The sequence below is a fragment of the Subdoligranulum sp. DSM 23681 genome (assembly GCF_057005535.1).
Map to the genome: position 1 here is coordinate 2,324,268 of NZ_CM168050.1, position 24,045 is coordinate 2,348,312.

The following is a 24,045-nucleotide window of genomic DNA, read 5'->3' on the forward strand; positions in this document are numbered from 1 at the left end:
TGAACATTGTTCATTTATCGGCGAAAAAGAACCCGCTTCCTGCGGGTCCGGTTTTATTGGTACAGCGTCCGGCGGGTTAGTTCCAGGGCCGCGGCGGGGTCGTAGTCCTCCCGCATCATGGCGCAGAACATCATGGAAAAGAGCACCTCGGCGTACTGTTCGGCACTCAGCGCACCGTCCAGGGCACCGGGACACACCTTGGGGTCGGCACGCATCACCCGGCACAGCTCCTGGGGGATGTGCCGCCAGGTCTGCTGCATCAGCTGTTTGCCTTCCTCCTTGCCCACGCCGGAAAAGCTCACCGAATGCAGGCTGAAAAAGCCGGGGTAGTGCTCGGCCCCGTAGGCCATCCGCCCGTACAGCCAGACAATGCAGGCCAGGGTGTCGGTGAACAGCGCCGGGTCTGCGGGGGGCTGAAAGATCTCCGCCCACACGCTTTCCACGGTGGCCGCCACCAGTTCGCTCTTGTTGGCAAAATAATTGTAGATGGATCCGATGGACACACCGCAGGCGTTGGCTACCGTGCGGATGCCCACGGATTCCCAGCCGTGGGCCCGGATCAGGGCGCGGCTGGCCTGCAGGATCTCCTGCCGGGATGTGACCGCTGGTTTCAATGGCATCACCTCAATCTGAACAATGTTCACTATACAGGGTTCTCCACCTCTTGTCAACCCCGGCAAGCAGCGGGCACAGAAACATTTTGCCCTCCATCTTGCAAAAACCTTCTCCGGGTGTATAATAAAAGGCGTATGTTTGGGGCTGCGGGTCAGCCGCCGCCCCGAACAGGCAGAGTAGGGGCCCGCGCGTTAAGTGCCTGACCAACGGGGAGTTGTGGCAGGACGAAGCCTTGTGCGCGGTGCGGGTTCCGCATCCCACTGCTGCACACGGAAAGAGCGCTGCCGCAGAAGGGTACCCGCATCACCTTTTGCGTTGGGTGCTCTTGTTTTTTTGCCCCGCAGCGGGGCAGGGGAGTGCGCGGTCCGGGTGCGGCCCAGCCTGTACAAGGAGGGCAAAAAAACATGACCCAGCACACCCTTTCCACCCGCAGCACCCTGTATGACCGGCTGTTCGTCCAGGCCGTGCAGGAACTGCACCGTCCCCGGACCCTGGCCACCGCCGCGGTGTTGTCGGCGCTGCACCTCATCCTGAATCAGTTCACCATCCCGGTGTCCGGCCTTCTGGAGGTGGGGTTCGATTTCCTGGCCACCGCTGCCATGGGCTATCTGTGCGGCCCCTGGGTGGCCGGACTCTCCGGCATCGTCACCGATATCTTCGGCTATGTCCTGCGCCCCAACGGCCCCTACTTCCCCGGCTGGACCCTCAGCGCCATCCTGGCGGGGATCCTGTACGGGGTATGGTACTACCGCCGTCCGGTCAAACTGTGGCGGGTGGCGGCCTGTAAGGCCATGGCGGTGGTGCTCTTCAACTTCCTGCTCACCCCGCTGTGGCTGCATTTCCTGTACGGGCAGGCCTTTGTGGTGCTCAGCAGCCTGCGGTTTGTGAAGAACATCATCAAATTCCCCATCGACGTGGCCCTGCTCCTGCTGGTACTCAAGACCTGCGAAAGTTACCGGGCCCGACAGCGATGAGCCGGGATTCCTTTGTGAAATGAGACTTTGGGCCGGTGCCTTCGGGCACCGGCCTTTTGCTTGCCCGCACAGACCCGGAACCCTGGCGGCCGCCCTATGGCTGTCCTTCCGTAAAAAACAAATGCCCTCGCAGGAACGGCGAAAAAGTCGTACTTTTTCAAAAATTCCTTGTGCGTTTTTTCCAGAGACACGCCAAAAAAATGACGATGAAAATTACAAATTCACAGTTTTTTTACAATTGACCCGAAAAGCATTGAAAATTGCCGGCAAGGTGTCTACAATTAAGCAGTAAGGGCGGCATGCCGGATTCGGCGCGCCGCATGTTTCATTTTGTTTTGCTTGCAAAAATGAAAAAGAAGGAGAACCAACTTATGAAGAAATTGCTCGGCATTCTGATGGCCGGCGCCATGATGCTGTCCCTGGCAGCCTGCGGCTCCACCGGCAGCACCTCCACTGCCGCCACCGGTGACACCGCGGACGCCTCTGCCGCCTCCGCTTCCACCGACCTGAAGGTCGGCGTCATCCTGGTGGGTGACGAAACCGAAGGCTACAGCGCCGCCCACATCAACGGCATCAAGGAAGCCGCCGCTGAAGTCGGCCTGCCCGAGGATCAGATCATCTGGAAATACAAGGTTCCCGAAAGCGCCGAATGCTCCGACGCTGCGGAGGACCTGGTCGGCCAGGGCTGTGACCTGGTCATCGCCAACTCCTACGGCCATCAGACCTACCTGGTGGAAACCGCCGAGAAGTATCCCGACACCACCTTCGTTTCCATGACCGGCGACTTTGCCGCCATCAGCGGTCTGGACAACTTCAAGAACGCTTTCACCGCTGTGTATCAGTCCCGTTACGTCTCCGGCGTGGTGGCCGGCATGAAGCTGAAGGAACTGGTGGACAACGGCACCCTGACCCCGGAGACCCAGCCCAACTCCTTCGACGCTGACGGCAACGTCAAGATCGGCTATGTGGGCGCCTTCCCCTATGCGGAAGTCATCTCCGGCTACACCGCCTTCTATCTGGGCGTCAAGAGCGTGTTCCCCACCGTCACCATGGAAGTCATGTACACCAACTCCTGGTTCGATATCGACAAGGAAGGCGCTGCCGCTGAGGCTCTGATCGCCAACGGTTCTGTCATCGTCGGCCAGCATGCCGACTCCACCGGCGCTCCCGCTGCCACCCAGCGTCTGAAGGATGCCGGCACCATCTGCTACTCCGTCGGCTACAACATCGACATGCTGGAGACCGCTCCCACCGCGGCTCTGACCTCTTCCACCAACGTCTGGAAGGTCTACTACAAGGAACTGTTCACCGCGGCCATGAACGGCGAGGAAATCCCCACCGACTGGGCCAAGGGCTATGAGGACGGCGCTGTGGCCATCACCGAGCTGGGACCCGAATGCGCCGAAGGCACTGCCGACAAGGTCGCCGAAGTGGAAGCCGCTCTGAAGGACGGCAGCCTGCATGTGTTCGACACCTCCACCTTCACCGTGGACGGCCAGACCGTGACCAGCGCCCCCATCGACCTGAGCTACTATGATTACTCCAGCGGCGAGGCTGTCGCCGTGTACCAGGGCGAGACCAAGGAAGCCATCCATGACGGCTACTTTGACGAAAGCACCCTGCGCAGCGCTCCGTACTTCGCTCTGCACATCGACGGCATCGTCGAGGACAGCGATCCGGTGGCCTGAACCAGTCTGAACATGAATTTTCGGGAGGGAAGCTCACGCTTTTGCGGGCTTCCCTTCCCGTTGTGAAAGGAGAAGGCAGCGCATGCCGAACACCCAGTATGCCATCCGGCTGGAACACATCACCAAGACCTTCGGTGAAGTGACGGCCAACCATGACGTGACCCTTGAAGTCCGCCGCGGCGAGATCCTTTCCCTTCTGGGAGAGAACGGGTCGGGCAAGACCACCCTGATGAACATGATCGCCGGCATCTATTACCCCGATGAGGGCGAGATCTATGTGGGGGATGAAGCGGTGGATATCCGCTCCCCCCGGGATGCTCTGCGCCTGGGCATCGGCATGATTCACCAGCACTTCAAGCTGGTGGATGTCTTCACCGCGCTGGAAAACATCGCCCTGTGCATGGAACCCGGGGAAAAGTTCGACCTGAAAAAGGTCCGCAGCAAGGCCCGGGCCATCTGCGAAAAATACGGCTTTGCCCTGGACCTGGACCAGAAAGTCTATGAGATGAGCGTCAGCCAGAAGCAGACCCTGGAGATCGTCAAGGTGCTGTTCCGCGGCGCCGACATCCTGATCCTGGACGAACCCACCGCCGTGCTGACCCCTCAGGAGACCGAAAAGCTCTTTGCGGTCATGCGCAACATGAAGGCGGACGGCAAGGCCGTGGTCATCATCACCCACAAGCTTCACGAGGTGCTGAGCATCAGCGACCGGGTGGCCATTTTGCGCCGGGGCGAATATGTGGGCGACGTGGCCACCAAAGACGCCAACGAGGCCATGCTCACCGAGATGATGGTGGGCAAGAAGGTGGAGCTGGACATCGAGCGCCCCCTGCCGGTCAACCCGGTGCGGCGGCTGTCGGTGCATCACCTGAGCGTCACCGGTCCCGAAGGAGGCCGGGTGCTGGACGATGTGAGCTTTGACGCCTACGGCGGTGAGATCCTGGGCATTGCGGGCATTTCCGGCAACGGCCAGAAGGAACTGCTGGAAGCCATCGCCGGCCTGCAGCGGGCGGACGGCGGCGCCCAGATCCAGTTCTTCGCCCCCGGGGCGGAGGACAAGCCCACCTCCCTCATCGGCAAGACGCCCAAGGATATCCGGGACGCCGGCATCCACCTCTCCTTCGTGCCGGAGGACCGTCTGGGCATGGGCCTGGTGGGCTCCATGGGCATGACCGACAACATGATGCTCAAGAGCTACGGCAAGGGCCATTCTCCCATCGTGGACCGCAAGACCCCCCGGGAACTGGCCGAGGAAGTGCGGGAAGAGCTGGGCGTGGTTACCCCCGGCCTGAACACCCCCGTCTCCCAGCTGTCCGGCGGCAACGTGCAGAAGGTCCTGGTGGGCCGGGAACTGGCCGCCTCTCCCATCGTGCTCATGACCGCCTACGCCGTGCGCGGGCTGGATATCAACACCTCCTACACCATCTACCACCTGCTCAACGAGCAGAAGAAAAAGGGTGTGGCCGTCATTTATGTGGGCGAGGACCTGGACGTGCTGCTGGAACTGTGTGACCGCATCCTGGTTCTGTGCGGCGGCAAGGCCAACGGCATTCTGGACGCCCGTACCACCACCAAGGAGGAAGTCGGCCTGCGTATGACCGACCTGCAGAATAAAAAGGAGGTGCGCGCCTGATGGCAGCCCAAACTACTCATACGGCCGAACCGCTGGTGCGCATTGCCCGACGGGAAGCCGCCCCCCTCAGCCGTAAGATCGCGGTGCGTGCCGCCGCCGTCCTGCTGGCTTTGGTGGTGGATGCTCTGTTCATCTTCTTGGTCACCGGCCTGAACCCCATCAACGTCTATGTGGTCATGTGGGGCGGTACCTTCTCCACCACCGTCCGTTTCTCCTGGGCCATGCGGGATCTGTCCACCCTGCTGTGCATCGGCATCGCGCTGGCACCCGCTTTCAAGATGCGCTTCTGGAACATCGGCGCTGAAGGCCAGGTCCTGGTGGGCGGCCTTGCCACCGCCCTGATCATGGTCTACTTCGGCAACAGCCTGCCGGCCCCCGCCCTGTTTGCGGCCATGGTGCTGGGCAGTCTGGCTGCCGGTGCCCTGTGGGGCTTTGTGCCCGCCTGGTTCAAGGCCCGCTGGAACACCAACGAGACCCTGTTCACCCTGATGATGAACTATGTGGCCACCAGCATCGTGGCCTGCATGACCAACATCATGCGCGGTCAGGCCTCCAGCCTGGGCACCCTGAACAAGGCCACCAAGGCCGGCTGGCTGCCCATCCTCTTCGGGCAGCGGTACACCATCAACATCATCGTGGTGCTGGTTCTGACCTTCGCCATGTATGCGTACCTGAAATACTCCAAGCATGGCTATGAGATCGCCGTGGTGGGCGAGAGCGAGAACACCGCCCGCTATGCCGGCATCAACGTCCGCCGGGTCATGGTGCGCACCATGATCATCAGCGGCGCCATCTGCGGCCTGACCGGCTTCCTCATCGTGGCCGGCAAGGACCAGACCATCTCCACCAACTCGGCGGGGGGCAACGGCTTCACCGCCATCATCGTGGCCTGGCTGGCCAAGTTCAACACCTTCTACATGGCACTGATCTCCTTCCTGCTGGTCTTTCTGGAGCGCGGTGCTTCCGAGATCGCCTCGGCCTACAGCCTGAATGAATATGCCGCCGATATCATCACCGGCATCATCCTCTTCTTCATTCTAGGCAGCGAGTTCTTTATCAACTACCGCCTGATCTGGCGTGGCCATCACAAGGAGGTGAAGGGCGAATGAGCAGTCTGATTGCATGGATCATGCGCGCGATCCCCTTCGGCACCATCATCATGTACGGTGCCATGGGCGAAACCGTCACCGAAAAGTCCGGCAACCTGAACCTGGGTGTGCCCGGTATCATGTACCTGGGCGGCTTTGCCGGCTTTGCCAGCGCATATTATTATGAAAACAGCGTGGCCAACCCCATTCCCGCCCTCAGCGTTCTCATCGCCCTGGTCTGCGCCCTGGTGGCCTCGGCTCTGGGCGGTCTGATCTACGCCTTCCTGACCATCAGCCTGCGGGCCAACCAGAACGTGACCGGTCTGGCCCTGACCACCTTCGGTATGGGTGTGGCCAACTTCTTCGGCGTCTTCATCCTGGACGGTGCCACCTACAGCGCCGCTCCCATCGCCAACAAGGCCTTCGCCGCCAAGATCCCGGTGCTCTCCCAGATGGGCGTGCTGGGCCAGACGGTGTTCTCCTACGGTTTCCTGGCCTACGCGGCCATCGTGCTGGCCATCGCGCTGCACTGGTTCTTCAACCGCACCCGCGTGGGGCTGAACCTGCGGGCTGTGGGTGAAAACCCCGCCACCGCCGACGCCGCCGGCATCAACGTCACCCGGTACAAGTACCTGGCCACCTGCATCGGCGCTGCCATCTGCGGCGTGGGCGGCCTGTACTATGTGCTGGACTACAACCAGGGCATCTGGGCCACCACCGGCCAGATCGAAGCCCTGGGCTGGCTGGCCCTGGCCCTGGTCATCTTCACCACCTGGAAACCCCTCAATGCCATCTGGGGCGCCTACCTCTTCGGCATCCTGTACTGGCTGTACCAGTTCCTGCCCAGCATGCTGGGCATCACCGTGTCCAGCGCCATGACCGACCTGGTGCAGATGGTGCCCTATGTGGTCACCATTCTGGTGCTGATTGCCGTCTCTCTGCGCCGCAAGAAGGAGGACCAGCCCCCTGCTCACCTGGGTCTGGCCTATTTCCGTGAGGAACGCTGACCTTTCTGAAACTCCAATGCATAAAAATGCCTGCCGCATTGTCCGGCGGGTATTTTCTTTTGCGGAATTTTGCCGGTTTTGTCCCCGAATTCACAGATTGTTTCTTGCTGTTTTTTCTGCAAAAGTATACAATTGAACCAATATCGCTGTATAAAAAGGGGATATCTGAAAGGTTTTTCACATTCGTTGCACCCTTTCAACACATTTTTCCCGTACACTGAAAACGGCTATCAACGGAAATCTCATTCTTATAAGAATTGCAGAGAGGCAGGAAAACTTCATGTTCAAACCGTTCAAAAAGCACCAGGCTGTGGAGGTGCAGGACCCCGAACAGCCGGATACCGTCTCCGGACAGGGGGCGCAAGCGGCCGGCGATACGGACTATGAGGCGGAAGAAAACCTCCCGGCACCGCCTGCCGGACATCCTCTTCCCGCACGTCTGGCCGGCTGGCTGGGCCGGCACAAAAAGCTGGTCATTGCCGCCGTGGTGATCGTGGCCGCAGCCGGCATCATCTCCTGGCGGATGCGGGCGGTACCCGCCGCGGCGGATGCCGAGTACCAGTACATCCGCACCACCACCCTGACCAAAGGCAGCCTGAATGACTCGGTGACGGTCAGCGGCACGGTGGTCTCCGGCGATGAGGCGGACGTGACCGTGTCCGACAGCGTCAAGACCTACAAAGTGGCCACGGTGGAAGCCCAGGTGGGGGATACGGTGCAGGAGGGGGATATTATTGCCACCCTGGACACCACCGACCTGGAAAAGCAGATCGAGGACGCCCAGCAGAGCTACAACGATACCCTGCAGTCCGCCCAGACCAGCTATGACCGGGCAGTGGATGACTACAATACCTCCCTGGTGCAGCACGACAACAACCTCATCGACCTGCAGGCCAAGATCGACCAGGCGGACCAGTCCCTGGCGGACGCGGAGCAATCCCTCTCCGACGCAAAATCCAAGCGGGATGCCGCCAAGAGCGCCTACGATACGGCGGTGAGCGAGTACAACTCCATTTCGGCAGATTTCAGCACCATCAAGGCCCAGATCGACAGCTATACCACCGCCTACAACAACGCCAGCGATGCGCTGAACGCAGCCCTGGCCGCCTGGAACGCGGTAAAGCAGGAGCCGGACCCCACCACGGCGCCTGCGGAGGGCACCGAAGGAACGGCGGACACCCAGGACAGCAGTACCGCTTCCCCGGAATATGAAGCCTATGTCAGCGCCCAGAGCGCTGCCCAGAAGGCGGAGCAGGACCTGCTCACCGCCCAGAACAACTGTTCCATCACCTCCCGGGGGCTGTACGGTTACACGGCCATTGAGCAGGCGGTGAATGCGGCGGAACAGGCCAAGACCTCCGCCGAGACCGCCTACAACCAGGCTGAGAGCACCGTCAAGACCGCCGAGACCCAGGTGGAGACGGCGGAGCAGCAGGTCAAGAGCGCCCATGACGCCTACGACAACGAGAAGAACTACTCCACCATCAAGTCCAAGGCCCAGGCGGTGGAGGACGCCCAGACCAAGCTGGAACAGGCCAAGCGCACCCCGGACAATCTGGAAACGCTGCAGGACACCCTGGCGGACTGCACCCTGACCGCCACCATGTCCGGCACCATCACCGCCCTGGATGCCACCGTGGGTTCGGTGTGTGCGGGGACGGTGGCCACCATCCAGGACACCGACGCCCTGGTGGTGGAGGTCACCATCCCGGCGGATGATGTGCCCGGTCTGGAAACCGGCATGTCCTGCCTCATCACCTCCGATGCCACCGGCGACACCGAGATCGCCGGCACCCTGACCCAGATCGACCCTGTGGCCAACGACCAGGGGTCTTTCGGCGCCAAGGTGCGGGTCACCGGGGAAGCGGGGGACCTGCTCATCGGCATCCAGGCCCAGGTGGAGATCATCAAGAGCCAGGTCACCGACGTGTATGTGGTGCCCATCGACGCGGTGGCCACTGCTGAGGACGGCAGCCAGTATGTGCTGCGCAAGACCGGCGGCGAGGGTGTGGACATGACCTTTGAACAGGTCACCGTCACCACCGGCGATTCCAATGATTATTACGTCACCATCTCCGGCGCCGACCTGCAGGAAGGGGACGTGATCCGTTCCAGTGCCGACCTGACCCAGGGCATCGTCACCACCACCGATCCCATGGAGCAGATGATGCAGGCCATGGGCGGCAGCGGTACTCCCGGCGGCGGGCAGGCTCCTGCCGGGGACCGGCCCACCGATATGGGCGGCGCACAGGCCCCCTCCGGCGGTGGCGGCGCTCCCGGCGGCGCGGCGGGAGGAATGTGACCATGGCCGAAAGCAGAGAATTTGCCGCAGCCGTTGCCCGCCGCATCCATGCCCCCGCCCCGGCCCGCCGGCCTCTCATCGAGATGCACGGCATCCGAAAAAGCTATTACATCGGCCAGCCCAACGAGCTGGAGATCCTGCACGGCATCGACCTGCAGGTATATCCCGGAGAGTTCGTGGCCATCGTGGGGGAATCCGGCTCCGGCAAATCCACCCTCATGAACATCATCGGGGTGCTGGACAAACCCACCCGGGGCAGCTACGTCCTGGACGGGGTGAACATCCACGACGCCAAGGACAACCAGCTGGCGGCCATCCGCAACCGGAAGATCGGCTTTGTGTTCCAGACCTACAACCTCATCGGCCGGCAGAGCGCCCTGAAAAACGTGGAGCTGCCCATGCTCTATGCCGGGGTCCCCGGTGGCGAGCGGGCCCGACGGGCCAAGGACTGGCTGACCCGGGTGGGCATGGGGGACCGCATGCGCCACCAGCCCAACGAGCTTTCCGGCGGGCAGAAGCAGCGGGTGGCCATTGCCCGGGCCATGGTCAACAATCCGGCCCTGATCCTGGCGGATGAGCCCACCGGCGCCCTGGACAGTGAGACCAGCCGGGTGGTCATGGATCTGTTCCATGAGATGCACCGGCGCTACCATAAGACCATTGTGCTCATCACCCACAACCCCACCCTGGCCAGGGAATGTGAGCGGGTGCTGACCCTGAAGGACGGGCGCATCGTGGCCGAGCAGAGAGGGGAGGGCGCCCATGGGACTTTCTAACATTGCCGAAAACATCAGCATGGCCCTCACCAGCCTGAAAAGCAACAAGATGCGCAGCCTGCTCACCATGCTGGGCATCATCATCGGCATCGCGGCGGTCATTGCCATCGAGACGGTGGGCGGCAGCCTGACCGGCACCGTCACCGACAGCATGTCCGGCATGGGGGTGGCCAACATCACGGTGAGCCTGACCCAGAAGGACAGTGATGACACCAGCGGCACCTCGGCGGGGGTGACCCTGCGCCGGTTCATGGACAGCACCCCCGGCGGGGATGACCTGATCACCGACGCCATGATCCGGGAGTTTGAGGCCACTTTCCCGGACAAGGTGGAACGGGTGGAACTGACCCGGGAAGCGGGTACCGCCACCATCGACAAGGTCGGCGACCCGGACACCACCATCTCCGCCACCCTGACCGGCGCGTCTCCCGCCACCCTCAACGCCCTGGAATCGGATACCCCCATCCTGGCCGGACGGTGGCTCACCGATGCGGACGACGGCAAGTATCTCTGCGTGGTGTCGGAAAAATTCGTGGAGCAGGCCATCGGCACCACCAACGCCGGCGCCCTGGGCACCCGGGTGGTGCTCACGGTGAACGGGTCCCCCTGTGCCTTCTATGTGGCGGGGGTGTACGAGTATGTGGAAAACGAGTATGCCAGCCTGATGGGCGCCCAGGATGACGATTCCATCCAGACCACCATCTATATCCCTCTGGAGACCGCCCGCGCCCTCACCGGGGCGGACGAAGGCTACCAGAGCCTGACGGTGGTGGCGGCCAGCGGGGTGGATGTGACCGACTTTGTGGATGTGGTGGGGGACTATTTTGCCAGCTACTACACCCGCAATGATACCTGGACCGTCCAGGCCACCAGCATTTCCAGCCTGGTGGAATCCATGACCGAAATGCTGGATACCATCTCCCTGGGCATCTCCGCCATCGCGGCCATTTCGCTGCTGGTGGGCGGCATCGGCGTCATGAACATCATGACCGTCTCGGTGACCGAGCGCACCCGGGAGATCGGTACCCGCAAAGCCCTGGGCGCCCCCAGCTCGGCCATCCGGCTGCAGTTCATCACCGAATCCATCGTGCTCTGCGTCATCGGCGGCGCCATCGGGGTGGCCCTGGGCGTTTCTTTGGGCATGTGGCTCAGCAGCCTCATCGGATTTGCGGCCAAACCCAGTCTGTCCGCCATCCTCATTGCGGTGGGCTTCAGCATGGCCATCGGCGTCTTTTTCGGGTATTATCCCGCCAACAAGGCCGCCAAACTGGACCCCATCGAAGCCCTGCGCTACGAATAAAGAATCTTTGTCAGCCCGCCGCCGGCCCGCGGCGGGTCTCTTTTGTTTTGTCCCGGTTTGTGGTATACTGAGGGGCGGTATAGAGGAAAAGAGGAGTTTTCATGGAAAAAGAACGATTGTTTACCAACCGCCAGCTGATCCGTCTTCTTTGGCCGCTGGTCATTGAACAGGCATTGGCCATCCTGGTGGGCATGTCCGATACGGTCATGGTCTCCAGCGTGGGGGAGGCCGCCATCTCCGGCGTCTCTCTGGTGGATATGATCAACAATCTGATCATCAATATCTTTGCAGCACTGGCCACCGGCGGCGCCGTGGTCACCAGCCAGTTCCTGGGCGCCCGCAAACCGGAGGAAGCCTCCCGCAGCGCCGGACAGCTGGTCACCCTCAGCGCGCTGCTGGGCGTGGCGGTGGCGGCTTTCTGCCTGCTGCTCCGTGCCCCCATGCTGCGGCTGTTCTTCGGCAGCATTGACGACAGTGTCATGCACGAGGCCCTGATCTACTTCACCATCACCGGGCTTTCCTATCCCTTCCTGGCCCTGTACAACGCCGGCGCGGCCATCTTCCGCTCCACCGGCAACAGCGCTGTTTCCATGAAGGTCAGCGTCTTCATGAACCTGATCAACATTGGGGGCAACGCCCTGTGCGTCCATGTGCTCAGGATGGGCACGGCGGGCGTGGCGGTGCCCACCCTGGTCTCCCGCGCCCTGGGTGCGGTGATCATCCTGTATCTGGCCGCTGCCCATCATGACAACCCGGCCCGGGTCACCTGGGACGGCGTACGGCATCTGCAGCCCACCATGGCCCGCAACATCCTGTACATCGGCATCCCCTCGGCCATGGAAAACAGCCTTTTCCAGCTGGGCCGTGTGGTGGTGGTCAGCATGATCAGCATCTTCGGCACGGTGCACATCTCGGCCAACGCCGTGGCCAACAACCTGGACAATGTGGGCTGCATCGTGGGGCAGGCCATGGGTCTGGCCATGATCACGGTGGTGGGCCGGTGCGTGGGGGCAGGGGACCTGCAGCAGGCCAGCTACTTTACCAAAAAACTCATGCTGTGGGATTATATCGCCCAGGGTGCCACCAATGCCCTGGTGCTGATCTTCCTGCCCCAGCTGCTCAGCCTGTACACCCTGTCCGACGAGACCCGCCAGCTGGCCTGGCTGCTGGTCATGATCCATGCCGGCTGCGGTATCCTGCTGTGGCCCTCCGGCTTCGTGCTGCCCAACGCCCTGCGCGCCGCCAACGATGTGAAGTTCACCATGATGACCTCCATCCTGTCTATGATGATCTGGCGCCTGGGCTTCTCCTATGTGCTGTGCGTGCAGATGGGCATGGGCGCCGTGGGCGTCTGGATCGCCATGGTGGTGGACTGGGTCTGCCGTGTGACCTGCTTTGTGGCCCGGTTTGTCTCCGGCGCCTGGAAAAAGCGCTGCACGCCGGTCAGGACTGCCTGAACGATTTACAACCATTTTGAAAGGACACAACTATGAAGAGATTCATCAGCTGGAATGTCAACGGCCTGCGGGCCTGCCTGAAAAAGGGCTTTGCCGACGCCTTTGCCGCCTTTGACGCCGATGCCGTCTGCCTGCAGGAGACCAAGATGCAGCCCGGTCAGGCGGACTTCGACCCCGAGGGCTACACCGAATACATCAACAGCGCCGAGAAGAAGGGCTATTCCGGAACCCTGATCTACACCCGGCTGCAGCCCCTCAACGCCTGGAACGGCATCGGGGTGGAGGCCCACAGCCATGAAGGGCGGGCCATCACCCTGGAATTTGACAACTTCTATCTGGTCAACCTGTATGTGCCCAACGCCCAGAACGAGCTGGCCCGCATCGACTACCGCATGGAGTGGGAGGATGACCTGCGCGCCTACCTGCTGGACCTGGACGCCAAAAAACCGGTCATCGTCTGCGGGGACCTGAATGTGGCCCACCAGGAGATCGACCTGAAGAACCCCGGCCCCAACCGGGGCGCGGCGGGCTTCTCCGACCAGGAGCGGGGCAAGATGACCGAGCTGCTGGCCGCCGGCTTTACCGACAGTTTCCGCTACCTGCACCCGGACGTGACCGGGGCCTACAGCTGGTGGAGCATGCGCTTCCGCGCCCGGGAACGGAACGCGGGATGGCGTATTGACTATTTCCTGGTCTCCAACCGCATTGCGGACAAGATCCGGGTGGCCGACATCCTGCCCGACGTGATGGGCAGCGACCACTGTCCGGTCCGCCTGGAAATCGATCTGTAAAAAAGACATATTTTTTAGGACCCGCTGCAAAATGCCGCGGGCCTTTTTCGTAGTATAGAATAGAAACGTTTCGAGCAAGGAGGTGAGGGGCACGGCATCATGAACAACCAGGATTTTTCCGAGCTGATGCGGCAGTATCAGAAACTGGTCTACACCGTCTGCCTGCAGTTTGTCCGCGACCCTCACACCGCCGAAGACCTCACCCAGGACACCTTCCTCTCCGCCTACACCAGCATCGACCGATGTGATGCGGCCTACTACAAACAATGGCTGGTGCGTGTGGCGGCCAACAAGTGCAAGGACCACCTGAAAAGCGCCTGGGCGCGCAAGGTGGAGGCCCAGGACCACGAAAGCCTGCCCGAACCCAGGGGCACACCCCCGGCGGGCAGTGCGCTGGCCGCTGCCGACCCGGATCCCCAGGACCTGTTTTTGCAGAAGAGCAGCGCCGAGGAGCTGGATGAGATGGTCCGCACCCTGCGGGAACCCTACGGCAGGGTAGCCACGATGTATTTTCTGGAAGAGCGGCCGGTGGCGGATATCGCACGGCTGTTGGGGCGGCCCCCCGCCACGGTACAGAATCAGCTGTTCCGGGCAAAAGCCATCCTGCGCAAGCAGATCACCGAAAGGAGGCAGGAGTAACATGACCGAGAGCATGGCCCCTTATTTTGACAACAACAACCTGTTTGACACCGTCGGCTGCCTGACCCAGAGTGGTCTGGAAGCCCTGCGGGATGACCGCCTGGATGACCTGGGCCGGCTGGAAGCCGCCGAACACCTGACCTTCTGTGACCGGTGTCTGGCCCGGTACACCGCTTTGCTGGAAAGCATCCAGCTGTCGGCCCCCATGCGGGACCTGATCCCCCAGGTGCAGGCCCTCATGCGGCTGCGTGCCTTCCGGGTCATGACCAACCGCTATGTGTCGGTGGCGGCCGCCATCGCCCTGGCCCTGGCTTTGTGGCGGTTCGGCCTGTTCGGTGCCGCTCCTGCCGCAGCCCCCAAAGAGGTACAGGAATCCCGGCCGAACACCAGCATCAGTCAGATGCTAGGCAGCGCCCTGGACGGCGCCAGCGAAGGGCTGCAGAATGTGCTGGGCAGCATCCAGGACACCGCCCTCAGCGGCTGGGCACAGCTTTCCGATAATAACCGGCAAAATCACGGCCAAGAGGCCGCCACTGGAGAGTGAAGAACATGAAAAAGAACGCATTTCTGACCTTTATCTTTGCCTGTATCCCGGGTGCAGGGCAGATGTACTACGGCTATATGCGCCGCGGTCTTTCCCTCATCACCCTGTTCTGCGTGGCTTCCGGCATTGGAGCCATCATCCCGCCGGTACTGCTGGCTGCCCCCATCATCTGGATGTATGCCTTCTTTGACACCTACGACCTGATCCGGTATCTGGTGTCCGGCAGCCCCAAACCGGATGATTTCATCTGGGGTGACCGCATCGACCTGGGCCGGTTCAAGGCCTTCACCCCCCGGGGCAACCGGATCATCGGCTGGGTGCTGGTGGCCTGCGGCGTGTGGGTGCTCTTTGACAGCTGGATCGCCCCCATGCTCTACGACCTGCTGGACAGCGTGGGAATGGCCTATCTGTACTACAACATCATCGGTCAGCTCCCCACCATCATTGTGGCCGGTCTGCTGATCTACTTCGGCATCCGGCTGCTGAACCGCACGGCGCCCTCCCAAAGCGATACCGCCGCCATGCCGCCCTATCCCGGTGGAAACCACGACGATCCGGACCAGCCGCTGTGAGCCCGGACCGGCAGATTCCGTCCCTATTACAATACGAGGTGTATCATGATCGATGAAAAATACAGTGGGGAAACCCACCAGACCGTCCCTCCCACGCCCAATCCGGTGCCCCAGCCTCCCAAAAAGGTCCGTCGGGTGGGCACCTTCACCTTCGGGCTGCTGCTGGTGGCCGCCGGTGTGCTGCTGATCCTGCGGGCAGTCATGCCCACCCTGGACCTGCGGTTTGTGGTCAGCCTGATGCCCGTGGCCCTCATTGCCCTGGGCATCGAGGTCCTGATCTATGCCGCCCGCCCCGACGTGCAGCTCCGGTATGACGGGGTGAGCATCTTTGTCTGCATCCTGATTCTTTTCGGGGTAGGGGGTTCCTCGGTGATGCTGCAGCTGTGGAATGAGTATGGCCCTTCCGCCCGTGTGGCCGAAATGCGCCTGGGCGACGAGCTGCAGTCGGACGCCACCGCCGCTCTGCGGGCGGCCCCCGGCCTGGGGGACAACATCTATGATGTGAGTGTGGTGCTGGACTTCAACCACGGGGTCACCAACCCTGCCACCGAGACCGTCCAGCCCGGGGACCGGGCCCAGCTGTACGTCACCGTCTACCAGGGCCGGTACGATTCCGCGCTGGAGTTTGCCGCCATGGCCCGCCAGGTGGTGGACGCCTGTCAGGCGGACGGCCTGCCCTTCAATGAATACCGCTTCGACACCTACACCTGCGAAGTGCCCGACGGCACCGTGACCTACTCTCTGGATATGGAGACCGCCTGGCAGATCACCGCCGGAGCCGACGCCCTGGCCGAGAATGTTTACCAGTCCTACTGGTATGACGGAAACGCCTTCTCCGGCTATGAGAATATGGCCAACTACCAGCAGGAGATGATCCGCCAGGATCTGATTGAGGACTACCAGGAAAAATTCGGGGAATCTCCCACCGAGGAATGGCTGGAGGAACAGATGTCCGCCCTGGGCATGGCCACTGCCGAATCCGCCGCCTGAAAAATGATTGCTCTCTTGTTTTGATTTTGCCGATTCTTGACAGGAATTTCACCGTCCGATGGCCTTTTGTGCCGTTGGGCGGCTTGTTTTTTTGGTGACAAAATGTTACACTTATACAAGGTTTGCAAATTTGTATAAACGGGAGGCTTGATTCCCTATGGGGCTTCTGAAAGGGTATACCAAACAGGAGATCAGCTGGATGATGTACGACTGGGCCAACAGCGCCCACTCGGTCATTGTGGTCACCCTGCTGCCCATCTTCTTTGACACTGTGGCAAGTTATACGGCGGACAGCGTTTCCAGCATGTCCACCTGGGGCTATGCCACCAGCATCGCCATGGCCATCGTGGCACTGGCAGCGCCGTTTCTGGGGGTCTTCGGGGATATCCGGGGCATGCGCAAGCGGCTGTTCACCGGCTTCATGGTCCTGGGCGTGGTGGCGGTGGCCCTCATGTCCTTCACCCCGCTGATGGACTTCACCTCCTCCACCTCGGCCGCCGGCCGGGTGGCAGGCCTGATCCTGGTGCTGTACATCCTCAGCGTCATCGGCTTTGACGCTTCCGCCATCTACTACGACGCCTTCCTCACCGATATCACCACCCCCGAGCGGATGGACCGGGTCTCCACCATGGGCTACGGCCTGGGGTACATCGGCGGCTCCACCATCCCGCTGGTCATTTTCCTGGTCATGAACCTGGCGGGGGTGCCCATGCTCACCTGTCTGGCCGTGATTTTTGCCATCACCGCTGTGTGGTGGCTGGGCTTCAGCCTGCCGCTGCTGAAAAACTGCCAGCAGACCTCCGGCAAGCCCTATGAACAGGGCGATGTGGGCCGCAGCATCCGGGGCGTGGGTTCCACCATCAAGGAGATCATCGCCAACAAGCCCATGCTGGTGTACATCCTGGCCTATTTCTTCTACATCGACGGCGTGCACACTGTCATCAGCATGGCCACCACCTACGGTACCAATCTGGGTCTGGACTCCACCGGCATGATGCTGGCGCTGCTGCTGGTGCAGGTGTTGGGCCTGCCCTTCTGCCTGCTGTACATCCGCCTCAGCGCCAAGTTCGGTGCCCGGTTCATGGTGGGCGTGGGCATCTGCGTGTACATGTTCATCTGCGTCTTTGCCTTCTTCATGCGGGATCTGTGGCAGTTCTGGGTGCTGGCCGTTCTGTGTGCCACCAGCCAGGGCGGCATCCAGGCCCTGTCCCGCTCCATGTTCGGCAAGCTGATCCCGGACAAGGACCGCAGCGGCGAGTTCTTCGGCTTCTTTGACATCTTCGGCAAGTTCAGCTCCATCATGGGTCCGGCCCTGGTGGGTGTGGTCAGCGCGGCCGTGGCCAACGGCATGCTGCAGTCCCAGGGCCTGACCGCCCAGACCGCCACCGCCGAACAGATCGATGCCATCAACGCGGCGTCCAGCCCCTTCGGCATCGTGTCCATCCTGCTCATCATCGGCATCGGCGCGGTGCTCTTCTTCGGGGTGCTGCCGCGTACCCTGAAGGGCAAGGACCTGTCGATTTAAGGAAAATTTGCCCGCATTGACAATCCATCCGGCGGGCAGTACAATAATGGGGTATGCGGGTCTGTGGACCCACATACCCCGTTTATGTTATCCGAACAGGAGGGCATTTCTCTATGCCGGAAGGCTATACCCATGTCCGCACCGCCCGACGGGCAGCCGAATCCATCCATTACAAGCTCCATTGTCCGGCGGCCTTTGCGGCGGGCGCCAACGGTCCGGACAGCTTTTTCAGCTTTGAAGTGTGGAAGAGCAAAGCCAAGCGGCGGTACGATCTGCCGGCGCTGGGCGACCGCATGCACGAGGAGGCCACCGGCGCCTTTTTGTGCAGTCTGGTCCGCCATGTGAAGACCGGTGCCCAGATCGAATACGCGCTGGGATTTCTCAGCCATTACGCCGCCGACACGGTGCTCCACCCCTATGTGGTGGCCATGTGCCAGTCCGGTCAGCCCTACGCAGGCAAGGGCGGCCACGGGTATTTCGAGATCGCCCTGGACTCCACCCTCCATGCGGAGGACACCGGCGTCTCCCAGGTGCCGGCGGACGACGCTTCTCCGGTGCCCCAGGGCACCGACCTGGCGGATATTGCCACCCTGCTGCACACCGTGCTGCTGGAAGTGTACGGCGCCGATGTGACCCAGGAATGTCTGGCCGATGCCTTCTACTACCTCAACCGGGTGCGGCGCCTGTTTCCCAGCCGCCACGGCATCCGCAAGGCCTTGTTCTATGTGGTGGAAACCTTCTGGAAAGGCCGTGGGTTCCTCACCGGGCATGTGTCCCCCCGGGCTCTGCGCCTGGACCTGCCCGATGAATGGACCGACCCGGCCACCGGCGAGGCCCGCCATGGGGGTGCTTTCGCCCTGCTGCGGGAAGCCGAGCGCCGCAGCGCCGTGTATATGACCGCGGCCCTGGAATTCTGGATGGGCCACCTGACCGAATCCGAACTGTGCCGCCTGCTGGGCAGCATGGACTATACCACCGGGACCCCCACCGAGCTGAGCACCAAGCCGGCGGTGGCGGCTCCGGCCCAAGAAAAGGAGACTACAACATGATCCGCATCACCATGGAAAACGGCAAGACCATCGACATCGAGCTGGACCCCAGCGCCGCGCCCATCACCTGCGAAAACTTTGAAAAGCTGGTCCGTCAGGGCTTTTACGATGGCCTGACCTTCCACCGCATCATCCCCGGTTTCATGATCCAGGGCGGCTGCCCCCTGGGCAACGGCACCGGTGGCCCGGGCTGGCAGATCAAGGGCGAGTTCTCCGCCAACTTTGTGCCCAACCCCATCAAGCACACCCGCGGCGTCATCAGCATGGCCCGTGCCCAGAACCCCAACAGCGCCGGCAGCCAGTTCTTTATCATGCACGCCGATGCGCCCCATCTGGATGGCCAGTATGCGGCCTTCGGCCATGTGGTCTCCGGCATGGACGTGGTGGATGAGATCGCTTCCGTTCCCACCGACTGGAACGACAAGCCCCTGAAGCCTGTCCGCATGCAGACCGTACGCATCATCGACGAGGACTGATCCCGCCCCCATCCAGAAACAAACAAGCCCGCTCCCCCCGGCAATGGCCGACAGGGGAGCGGGCTTTTTCTGATTTATGGGAAATGGCGGTCAGCGGAACAGACCGCCCAGGCCGCTGAACCAGCCGGTGATCTGGCTGGTCTGGCTTTCCAGGTCCTCCACTGCCTGCATCAGGTCGGGCATTTCGCTGATGACCTGGTTCAGGGCGTCCACATCCAGCTGAGAAAGCTTCTCGGCAATATCGGGCAGGGACTGCAGCAGCCGGTCCAGCTCTCCGGGCTCCATGCTGTCCAGACTGTCCTGCAAAGTGCCGGCAAGGGTATCCACCTGCTCGGTGGCCTGCAGCAGGCTGCGGTAAGCCACACTGCCGTGGTAGAACAGAACCCCGAACCCTACACAGAGCACCGCGATCAGCCCGATGAGCAGGCCGATGCAGATTTTCAGCAGACGGTTGTTGCGGTCGGTTTTGGCTTCCAGCCGGTCCAGCTGGGCTTTCCAGTCGGGGGCGGCGGCTTTCTCCTCGGGCAGGGGAACGGGCAGATGACGGGGCTCCTCCATGGCAGTATCCTCCTTTTCGGGTCACGGTAACAGGGAACGGAACACTTATTCTTTGGGCGGGGATTGGGGAGCGGGGGCGGTCATCTCAAACCAGAACAGGGAACCGCGGCCCACCTCGCTCTGCACCCCGAAGGGGAATCCGTGCTGCTGCAGGATGGCCTTGGTGATGGAAAGTCCCAGCCCGGTGCCGGGTTTGCCCGCGTTCTTGCGGGCACGATAGTACCGGTCAAAAATATACGGCAGGTCCTCCGGCGGGATGCCGGGGCCGTGGTCCTCCACCTCGATGCGGCAGCCGCCGGCGGGCAGGGGAATGGCCCGCAGGGCAAAGAAGCCGTCCTCTCCGATATGATGGGTGGCATTGCCCAACAGATTGTGCAGCACCCGCTCCATCATGGCCGGGTCCGCCCGGACCATGCACTCCTTGTCCGCCTCCAGATGCAGGGTCCAGTGGTTCTGCTCGCATACGGCGTCGTAGAGACCTGCCACCTCAAAGCAGAGGCCGCTCATGTCAAAGTCCACCAGATTGGGCTTTTCCACGCCGCTCTGCACCTTGCTCAGCTCCATCACGCTGTTGACCAGGGCCGAAAGCCGGTCGGTCTCATCCACAATGATGTTGCACTGTTCGGTGCGTTTTTCTTCGTCCATGCCGGACAGGTCCCGCACCGTCTCGGCGTATCCCTTGATGAGGGTCAGGGGGGTGCGCAGGTCGTGGCTCACGTTGGCCAGCAGTTCCTTTTCCAGCGCGGCGGAGCGCTGCACCGCCCGGGTCATGTGGTTGAACTCCTGGGCCAGCAGCCCCAGTTCGTCCCGGCGCTTGACCTCCACCTGCACATCGTAGTTGCCGGCGGCCATGCGGCGGGCTCCGTCGGCCAGCTGGTACACCGGATGGGTGAACCAGCGGCTGAACAGGATGGCCGCCAGTACGTTCAGCCCGAAGAGCAGCAGGGCCACCGGCGGCAGCACACTGCGCAGCACATCGGCGGCGGTGGTGATCTGGGCCAGACTGGTGGACACCAGCACCGCATACTGCCCGTCGGCAGTGAGCTTGCCCACCACCATCTGCAGGTTGCCGCCGGAAGAAACCGTTTCGTACACGCTCTTTTTGGTGAACACCAGGCCCCGCAGGCGCACCACCTCGGGGGTGTCCTGCTTCAGGCTGATCTTGCCCCCGAAGGAATACTCGCTCTGGTGCAGCACGCAGGGGTACAGGCTCTCCAGACACTGGACGTTGCTCAAGGTGGAGTCACTGATGTCCACGCAGCAGTTTTCCAGGTCCAGGGACCCGTTGACGGCTTTCTCCAGAAAGGAAAGCCAGAAATCCTCGTCCAGTACAAGTTTGCCCAGGACACGGCTGGATACCGGTCCGTCGTTGGCATCAATTAAAGCCACCACCGCGTCAGCCTTGGTTTCCAGGCTGGTGCGGATCTTGCGGTTGTACATAGGCTCCAGGGCATAGGTGATCAGCGTCCAGACCAGCCCCAGGGTGAGCAGGGTCACGGCGCACAGAAACAGCATCAGCTGGCCCCGGACCCCCATCCGCGGAGCGGCTTTTTCGGAGGTCCGGCGGGCAGACTTCACCTTTTTCCACATACGGAATCCCCGTCTTTCACAGTACGTCCGGGTCGAACTTGTAGCCGATGCCCCAGACCGTCACAATGTACCCGCGGCAGGGTCCCAGATGGCCCCGCAGCATCTTGATGTGGGTGTCCACGGTGCGGTCCTCGCCGTAGTAGTCGTAGTTCCACACCTTCTGCAGGATCTTCTCCCGGGACAGGGCAATGCCCCGGTTGCTGACCAGGAACACCAGCAGGTCAAATTCCTTGGGGGTCAAAGGGGCCTCCTGTCCGGCCACCTTCACGCTGTGGCTGGCGGTGTCGATGACCAGATCCCCGAAGGTGTACACCCCGCCGGTCTCGGCGGGGGCGGGCATGGTGCGGGCCAGCACCGCCTTGACCCGGGCCACCAGTTCCCGGGGAGAGAACGGCTTCACCACATAGTCGTCGGCACCGCCTTCCAACCCGGCCAGCTTGTCATATTCCTCGCTGCGGGCGGTGAGCATGATCACCGGGGTGTTGATCTTGCGGGAACGCATCTCCCGCAGGCAGGTCATGCCGTCCATGAACGGCATCATGATGTCCAGGATCACCAGATCAATGCCTCCCTGGGACAGGATGGAAAGCGCCTGGGTGCCGTCCCCGGCCTCGGCACAGGTGTAGCCGCTGTGCTGCAGATGTTCCCGGATCAGGTCCCGGATACGCGGTTCATCGTCAACGACCAGAATTTTTGCCATAGTAAAACCCTCCAAACAACAGCGCAAGTCCGGCGCAGCGTCTTCCGTCCGTACCTCTTGCGTCATAGGTCGCTCTTCTTCATATAGTACCATAATAACCCGCATAGGTGGGGGATTTGTGAAAGTTTTCTTAAAATGTATTTCATGAATTTTACAGAATCCTGTCTTGCCTGGGCCGCCGGGACGCGCTACAATAGTGTGGCGGCGGGACATCCAGTCTGCCGCGGAAAGGCTGAATCGATCCCTATGGCGTTGTGCTTTGCAGCAGTTGTTCTGATCCTGGCGGCGCTGACCGTCTTTCTGGTGGCACCGGGGCGGCCCCGCCGGCCGCTGCGGACCCCTTTTTTGCATTATAACTTTGCCCACCGGGGCCTGTTCACACAGGACCAGTCGATCCCCGAAAACAGCCTGCCGGCCTTTGCGGCGGCGGTGGCCTGCGGCTGCGGCATCGAACTGGACGTGCAGTTCACCGCCGACCGGCAGCTGGTGGTCTTTCACGATGACACCCTGGACCGGATGACCGGGGCCACAGGCTGGGTGCGGGACCATACCTGGCAGCAGATACAGGGCCTTTCCCTGGCGGGCACGGCCTGCACGCCGCCTCTGTTTGCCCGGGCCCTGGAGGAGATCGGCGGCAGGGTGCCCCTCATCGTGGAGATCAAGAGCCGGCAGGAGTACGGCGGGGCCTACCTGGATGCCCTGTGCACCGCCACCCTGCAGGTGCTGCAAACCTACGCCGGACCCTATTGCATTGAGAGCTTTGATCCCCGGGTGGTCCGGCGCATCCGCCGCATGGCTCCCGGCGTGCTGCGGGGCCAGCTGGCAGACAGCTACCGGGCCAACCGCAGGCTGGGGGTGCACCCGGTGCACGCCTTCCTCATCAGTCACTGCTTCGGCAACTTCCTGGGACGGCCGGACTTCATCGCCTGGTGCCCCGAACGGGAAAACGGGGCCGTGGCCCTCTGTCGGGCCATGGGCGCCATGATGGTGCAGTGGACCATTCTGCCCCAACACGACCACAAAGCCTGTCAGCGGCGGTACGACGCCCTGATCTTCCAGTGGTACAGCCCTGCGCCCCGGTATTGAGCGGCATAAACAGCAGCCCTCCCGCATACCTTGCATTGAAAGTTCTGTAAGGCAAGCGAGGGGGCTGCTTATGTTTTTGTTTACTGTAACCAAACCCAGGCTGCGGCAGGCCGGGGCGCTGGCCCTGTGTGCTGTCTGTCTGGCGGGCACCATCACCGCCGCCGTGCATTTTGCCAACGACAGCGTGACCGCATCTGCCGGGGTATCCGAACAGACCACCATTGAGACCACCCAGGACATCGCCACCTACTTCACTGGCTACGGCTTTGAGGTGGACCTGGCCACCGCGGCGGTAGATAAGGTGAAGATCCCCAAACAGTGGGACGACAGCTTTGCCGCCTTCAACCAGGTGGTGGAGGAGAGCGGCCTGACCCTGGAAGGCCACAAGGGCAAGACGGTGGAAAAGTGGACCGCCCTGTGTCCCACCCTGTCCGACGGGGAAAACGACACCTACTGCGTGCTGCTGGTGTATAAGACCAAGCCGGTGGGCGCCTACCTGCTGGCAAAGCCGTCGGGGGAGGTGACCGGGCTGGTCTCTGCCGCCCAGCAGAATGCCGCCGACGCCGAGACCGCCGCCTCCGCCGATGTCCCGGCGGACACCCTGACCGACGACACCGCCCAGACCAGCGCAGGGGTGGTGGAGGAGAGCGCTTTTCCCACCGAATAAAAAACAGCCGGTACCATT

24 protein-coding genes and 1 riboswitch are annotated in these 24,045 nt (G+C 62.0%); of the genes, 20 read left to right on the forward strand and 4 right to left on the reverse strand.

All coding sequences use genetic code 11. The annotated features are described in order from the left end of the window. Positions 1-53 precede the first annotated feature (53 nt). Entirely contained in the window at positions 54-644 is a 591-nt protein-coding gene (locus AC127K_RS10720) for a TetR/AcrR family transcriptional regulator (protein WP_483720583.1), read from the reverse strand. A 141-nt stretch (positions 645-785) separates the two neighbouring features. Beyond that, a riboswitch (THF riboswitch) is annotated at positions 786-880 on the forward strand. Positions 881-1,019: 139 nt separating this feature from the next. On the opposite strand from AC127K_RS10720, the gene AC127K_RS10725 reads away from it, so the two are divergent. The 18 genes from AC127K_RS10725 (at position 1,020) to AC127K_RS10810 (ending at position 19,426) form a co-directional block, all read left to right on the forward strand. After that, on the forward strand, positions 1,020-1,589 hold the full coding sequence (locus AC127K_RS10725) for a folate family ECF transporter S component (protein ID WP_294542481.1): 570 nt from the start codon (positions 1,020-1,022) through the stop codon (positions 1,587-1,589). Between the two features lie 19 nt (positions 1,590-1,608). After that, positions 1,609-1,881 carry a hypothetical protein gene (locus AC127K_RS10730; RefSeq protein WP_483720584.1) on the forward strand — a complete coding sequence of 91 codons (273 nt, stop codon included), beginning with the start codon at positions 1,609-1,611 and terminating at the stop codon, positions 1,879-1,881. 79 nt (positions 1,882-1,960) lie between these two features. Continuing rightward, a complete protein-coding gene (locus tag AC127K_RS10735; protein WP_483720586.1) occupies positions 1,961-3,277 on the forward strand; it encodes a BMP family ABC transporter substrate-binding protein in 1,317 nt (438 codons plus the stop codon). A gap of 82 nt (positions 3,278-3,359) precedes the next feature. Then, on the forward strand, positions 3,360-4,910 hold the full coding sequence (locus AC127K_RS10740; protein ID WP_483720587.1) for an ABC transporter ATP-binding protein: 1,551 nt from the start codon (positions 3,360-3,362) through the stop codon (positions 4,908-4,910). Next, entirely contained in the window at positions 4,910-6,019 is a 1,110-nt protein-coding gene (locus AC127K_RS10745; RefSeq protein WP_483720588.1) for an ABC transporter permease, read from the forward strand. The genes AC127K_RS10740 and AC127K_RS10745 overlap by 1 nt, the downstream gene beginning before the upstream one ends. Further along, a complete protein-coding gene (locus tag AC127K_RS10750) occupies positions 6,016-7,005 on the forward strand; it encodes an ABC transporter permease (protein ID WP_483720590.1) in 990 nt (329 codons plus the stop codon). Before AC127K_RS10745 ends, AC127K_RS10750 begins: the two co-directional genes overlap by 4 nt. Before the next feature lie 280 nt (positions 7,006-7,285). Further along, complete coding sequence (locus AC127K_RS10755) at positions 7,286-9,307, forward strand: hypothetical protein (RefSeq protein WP_483720591.1); 2,022 nt, start codon at positions 7,286-7,288, stop codon at positions 9,305-9,307. An 83-nt stretch (positions 9,308-9,390) separates the two neighbouring features. After that, positions 9,391-10,083, forward strand: coding sequence for an ABC transporter ATP-binding protein (locus AC127K_RS10760; protein ID WP_483722189.1), 693 nt, complete (start codon positions 9,391-9,393; stop codon positions 10,081-10,083). After that, a complete protein-coding gene (locus AC127K_RS10765; RefSeq protein WP_294540069.1) occupies positions 10,070-11,383 on the forward strand; it encodes an ABC transporter permease in 1,314 nt (437 codons plus the stop codon). Before AC127K_RS10760 ends, AC127K_RS10765 begins: the two co-directional genes overlap by 14 nt. 101 nt (positions 11,384-11,484) lie before the next feature. Then, a complete protein-coding gene (locus tag AC127K_RS10770) occupies positions 11,485-12,840 on the forward strand; it encodes an MATE family efflux transporter (protein WP_483720592.1) in 1,356 nt (451 codons plus the stop codon). A gap of 32 nt (positions 12,841-12,872) precedes the next feature. After that, the gene (locus AC127K_RS10775) at positions 12,873-13,631 is read left to right on the forward strand and encodes an exodeoxyribonuclease III (RefSeq protein ID WP_294540065.1); all 759 of its coding nucleotides are present in this window, start codon (positions 12,873-12,875) and stop codon (positions 13,629-13,631) included. A 99-nt stretch (positions 13,632-13,730) separates the two neighbouring features. Then, on the forward strand, positions 13,731-14,270 hold the full coding sequence (locus AC127K_RS10780) for an RNA polymerase sigma factor (RefSeq protein ID WP_294540063.1): 540 nt from the start codon (positions 13,731-13,733) through the stop codon (positions 14,268-14,270). A gap of 1 nt (position 14,271) precedes the next feature. After that, positions 14,272-14,814, forward strand: a complete 543-nt coding sequence (locus AC127K_RS10785) for a hypothetical protein (RefSeq protein WP_483720593.1) — start codon at positions 14,272-14,274, stop codon at positions 14,812-14,814. Positions 14,815-14,819: 5 nt separating this feature from the next. After that, the gene (locus tag AC127K_RS10790; protein WP_294540059.1) at positions 14,820-15,386 is read left to right on the forward strand and encodes a hypothetical protein; all 567 of its coding nucleotides are present in this window, start codon (positions 14,820-14,822) and stop codon (positions 15,384-15,386) included. A gap of 45 nt (positions 15,387-15,431) precedes the next feature. Continuing rightward, the gene (locus tag AC127K_RS10795; protein ID WP_483720594.1) at positions 15,432-16,376 is read left to right on the forward strand and encodes a hypothetical protein; all 945 of its coding nucleotides are present in this window, start codon (positions 15,432-15,434) and stop codon (positions 16,374-16,376) included. A gap of 157 nt (positions 16,377-16,533) precedes the next feature. Further along, a complete protein-coding gene (locus AC127K_RS10800) occupies positions 16,534-17,901 on the forward strand; it encodes an MFS transporter (protein ID WP_294540055.1) in 1,368 nt (455 codons plus the stop codon). 113 nt (positions 17,902-18,014) lie between these two features. Then, positions 18,015-18,950, forward strand: a complete 936-nt coding sequence (locus AC127K_RS10805) for a zinc dependent phospholipase C family protein (RefSeq protein WP_483720595.1) — start codon at positions 18,015-18,017, stop codon at positions 18,948-18,950. Continuing rightward, a complete protein-coding gene (locus tag AC127K_RS10810; RefSeq protein WP_294540052.1) occupies positions 18,947-19,426 on the forward strand; it encodes a peptidylprolyl isomerase in 480 nt (159 codons plus the stop codon). Before AC127K_RS10805 ends, AC127K_RS10810 begins: the two co-directional genes overlap by 4 nt. A 90-nt stretch (positions 19,427-19,516) precedes the next feature. Here AC127K_RS10810 and AC127K_RS10815 read toward each other — a convergent pair whose 3' ends face one another. Genes AC127K_RS10815 through AC127K_RS10825 form a run of 3 tightly spaced genes read right to left on the reverse strand, consistent with a single transcriptional unit; the run spans position 19,517 to position 22,274 of the window. After that, complete coding sequence (locus tag AC127K_RS10815; protein ID WP_294540051.1) at positions 19,517-19,984, reverse strand: hypothetical protein; 468 nt, start codon at positions 19,982-19,984, stop codon at positions 19,517-19,519. A gap of 45 nt (positions 19,985-20,029) precedes the next feature. Beyond that, on the reverse strand, positions 20,030-21,574 hold the full coding sequence (locus tag AC127K_RS10820; RefSeq protein ID WP_483720596.1) for a sensor histidine kinase: 1,545 nt from the start codon (positions 21,572-21,574) through the stop codon (positions 20,030-20,032). Positions 21,575-21,590: 16 nt separating this feature from the next. Further along, the gene (locus AC127K_RS10825; RefSeq protein ID WP_294540049.1) at positions 21,591-22,274 is read right to left on the reverse strand and encodes a response regulator transcription factor; all 684 of its coding nucleotides are present in this window, start codon (positions 22,272-22,274) and stop codon (positions 21,591-21,593) included. Between the two features lie 246 nt (positions 22,275-22,520). On the opposite strand from AC127K_RS10825, the gene AC127K_RS10830 reads away from it, so the two are divergent. Then, positions 22,521-23,360, forward strand: a complete 840-nt coding sequence (locus tag AC127K_RS10830) for a glycerophosphodiester phosphodiesterase family protein (protein WP_483720597.1) — start codon at positions 22,521-22,523, stop codon at positions 23,358-23,360. Positions 23,361-23,430: 70 nt separating this feature from the next. Continuing rightward, on the forward strand, positions 23,431-24,027 hold the full coding sequence (locus tag AC127K_RS10835; RefSeq protein ID WP_483720598.1) for a DUF4830 domain-containing protein: 597 nt from the start codon (positions 23,431-23,433) through the stop codon (positions 24,025-24,027). Positions 24,028-24,045: the final 18 nt, after the last annotated feature.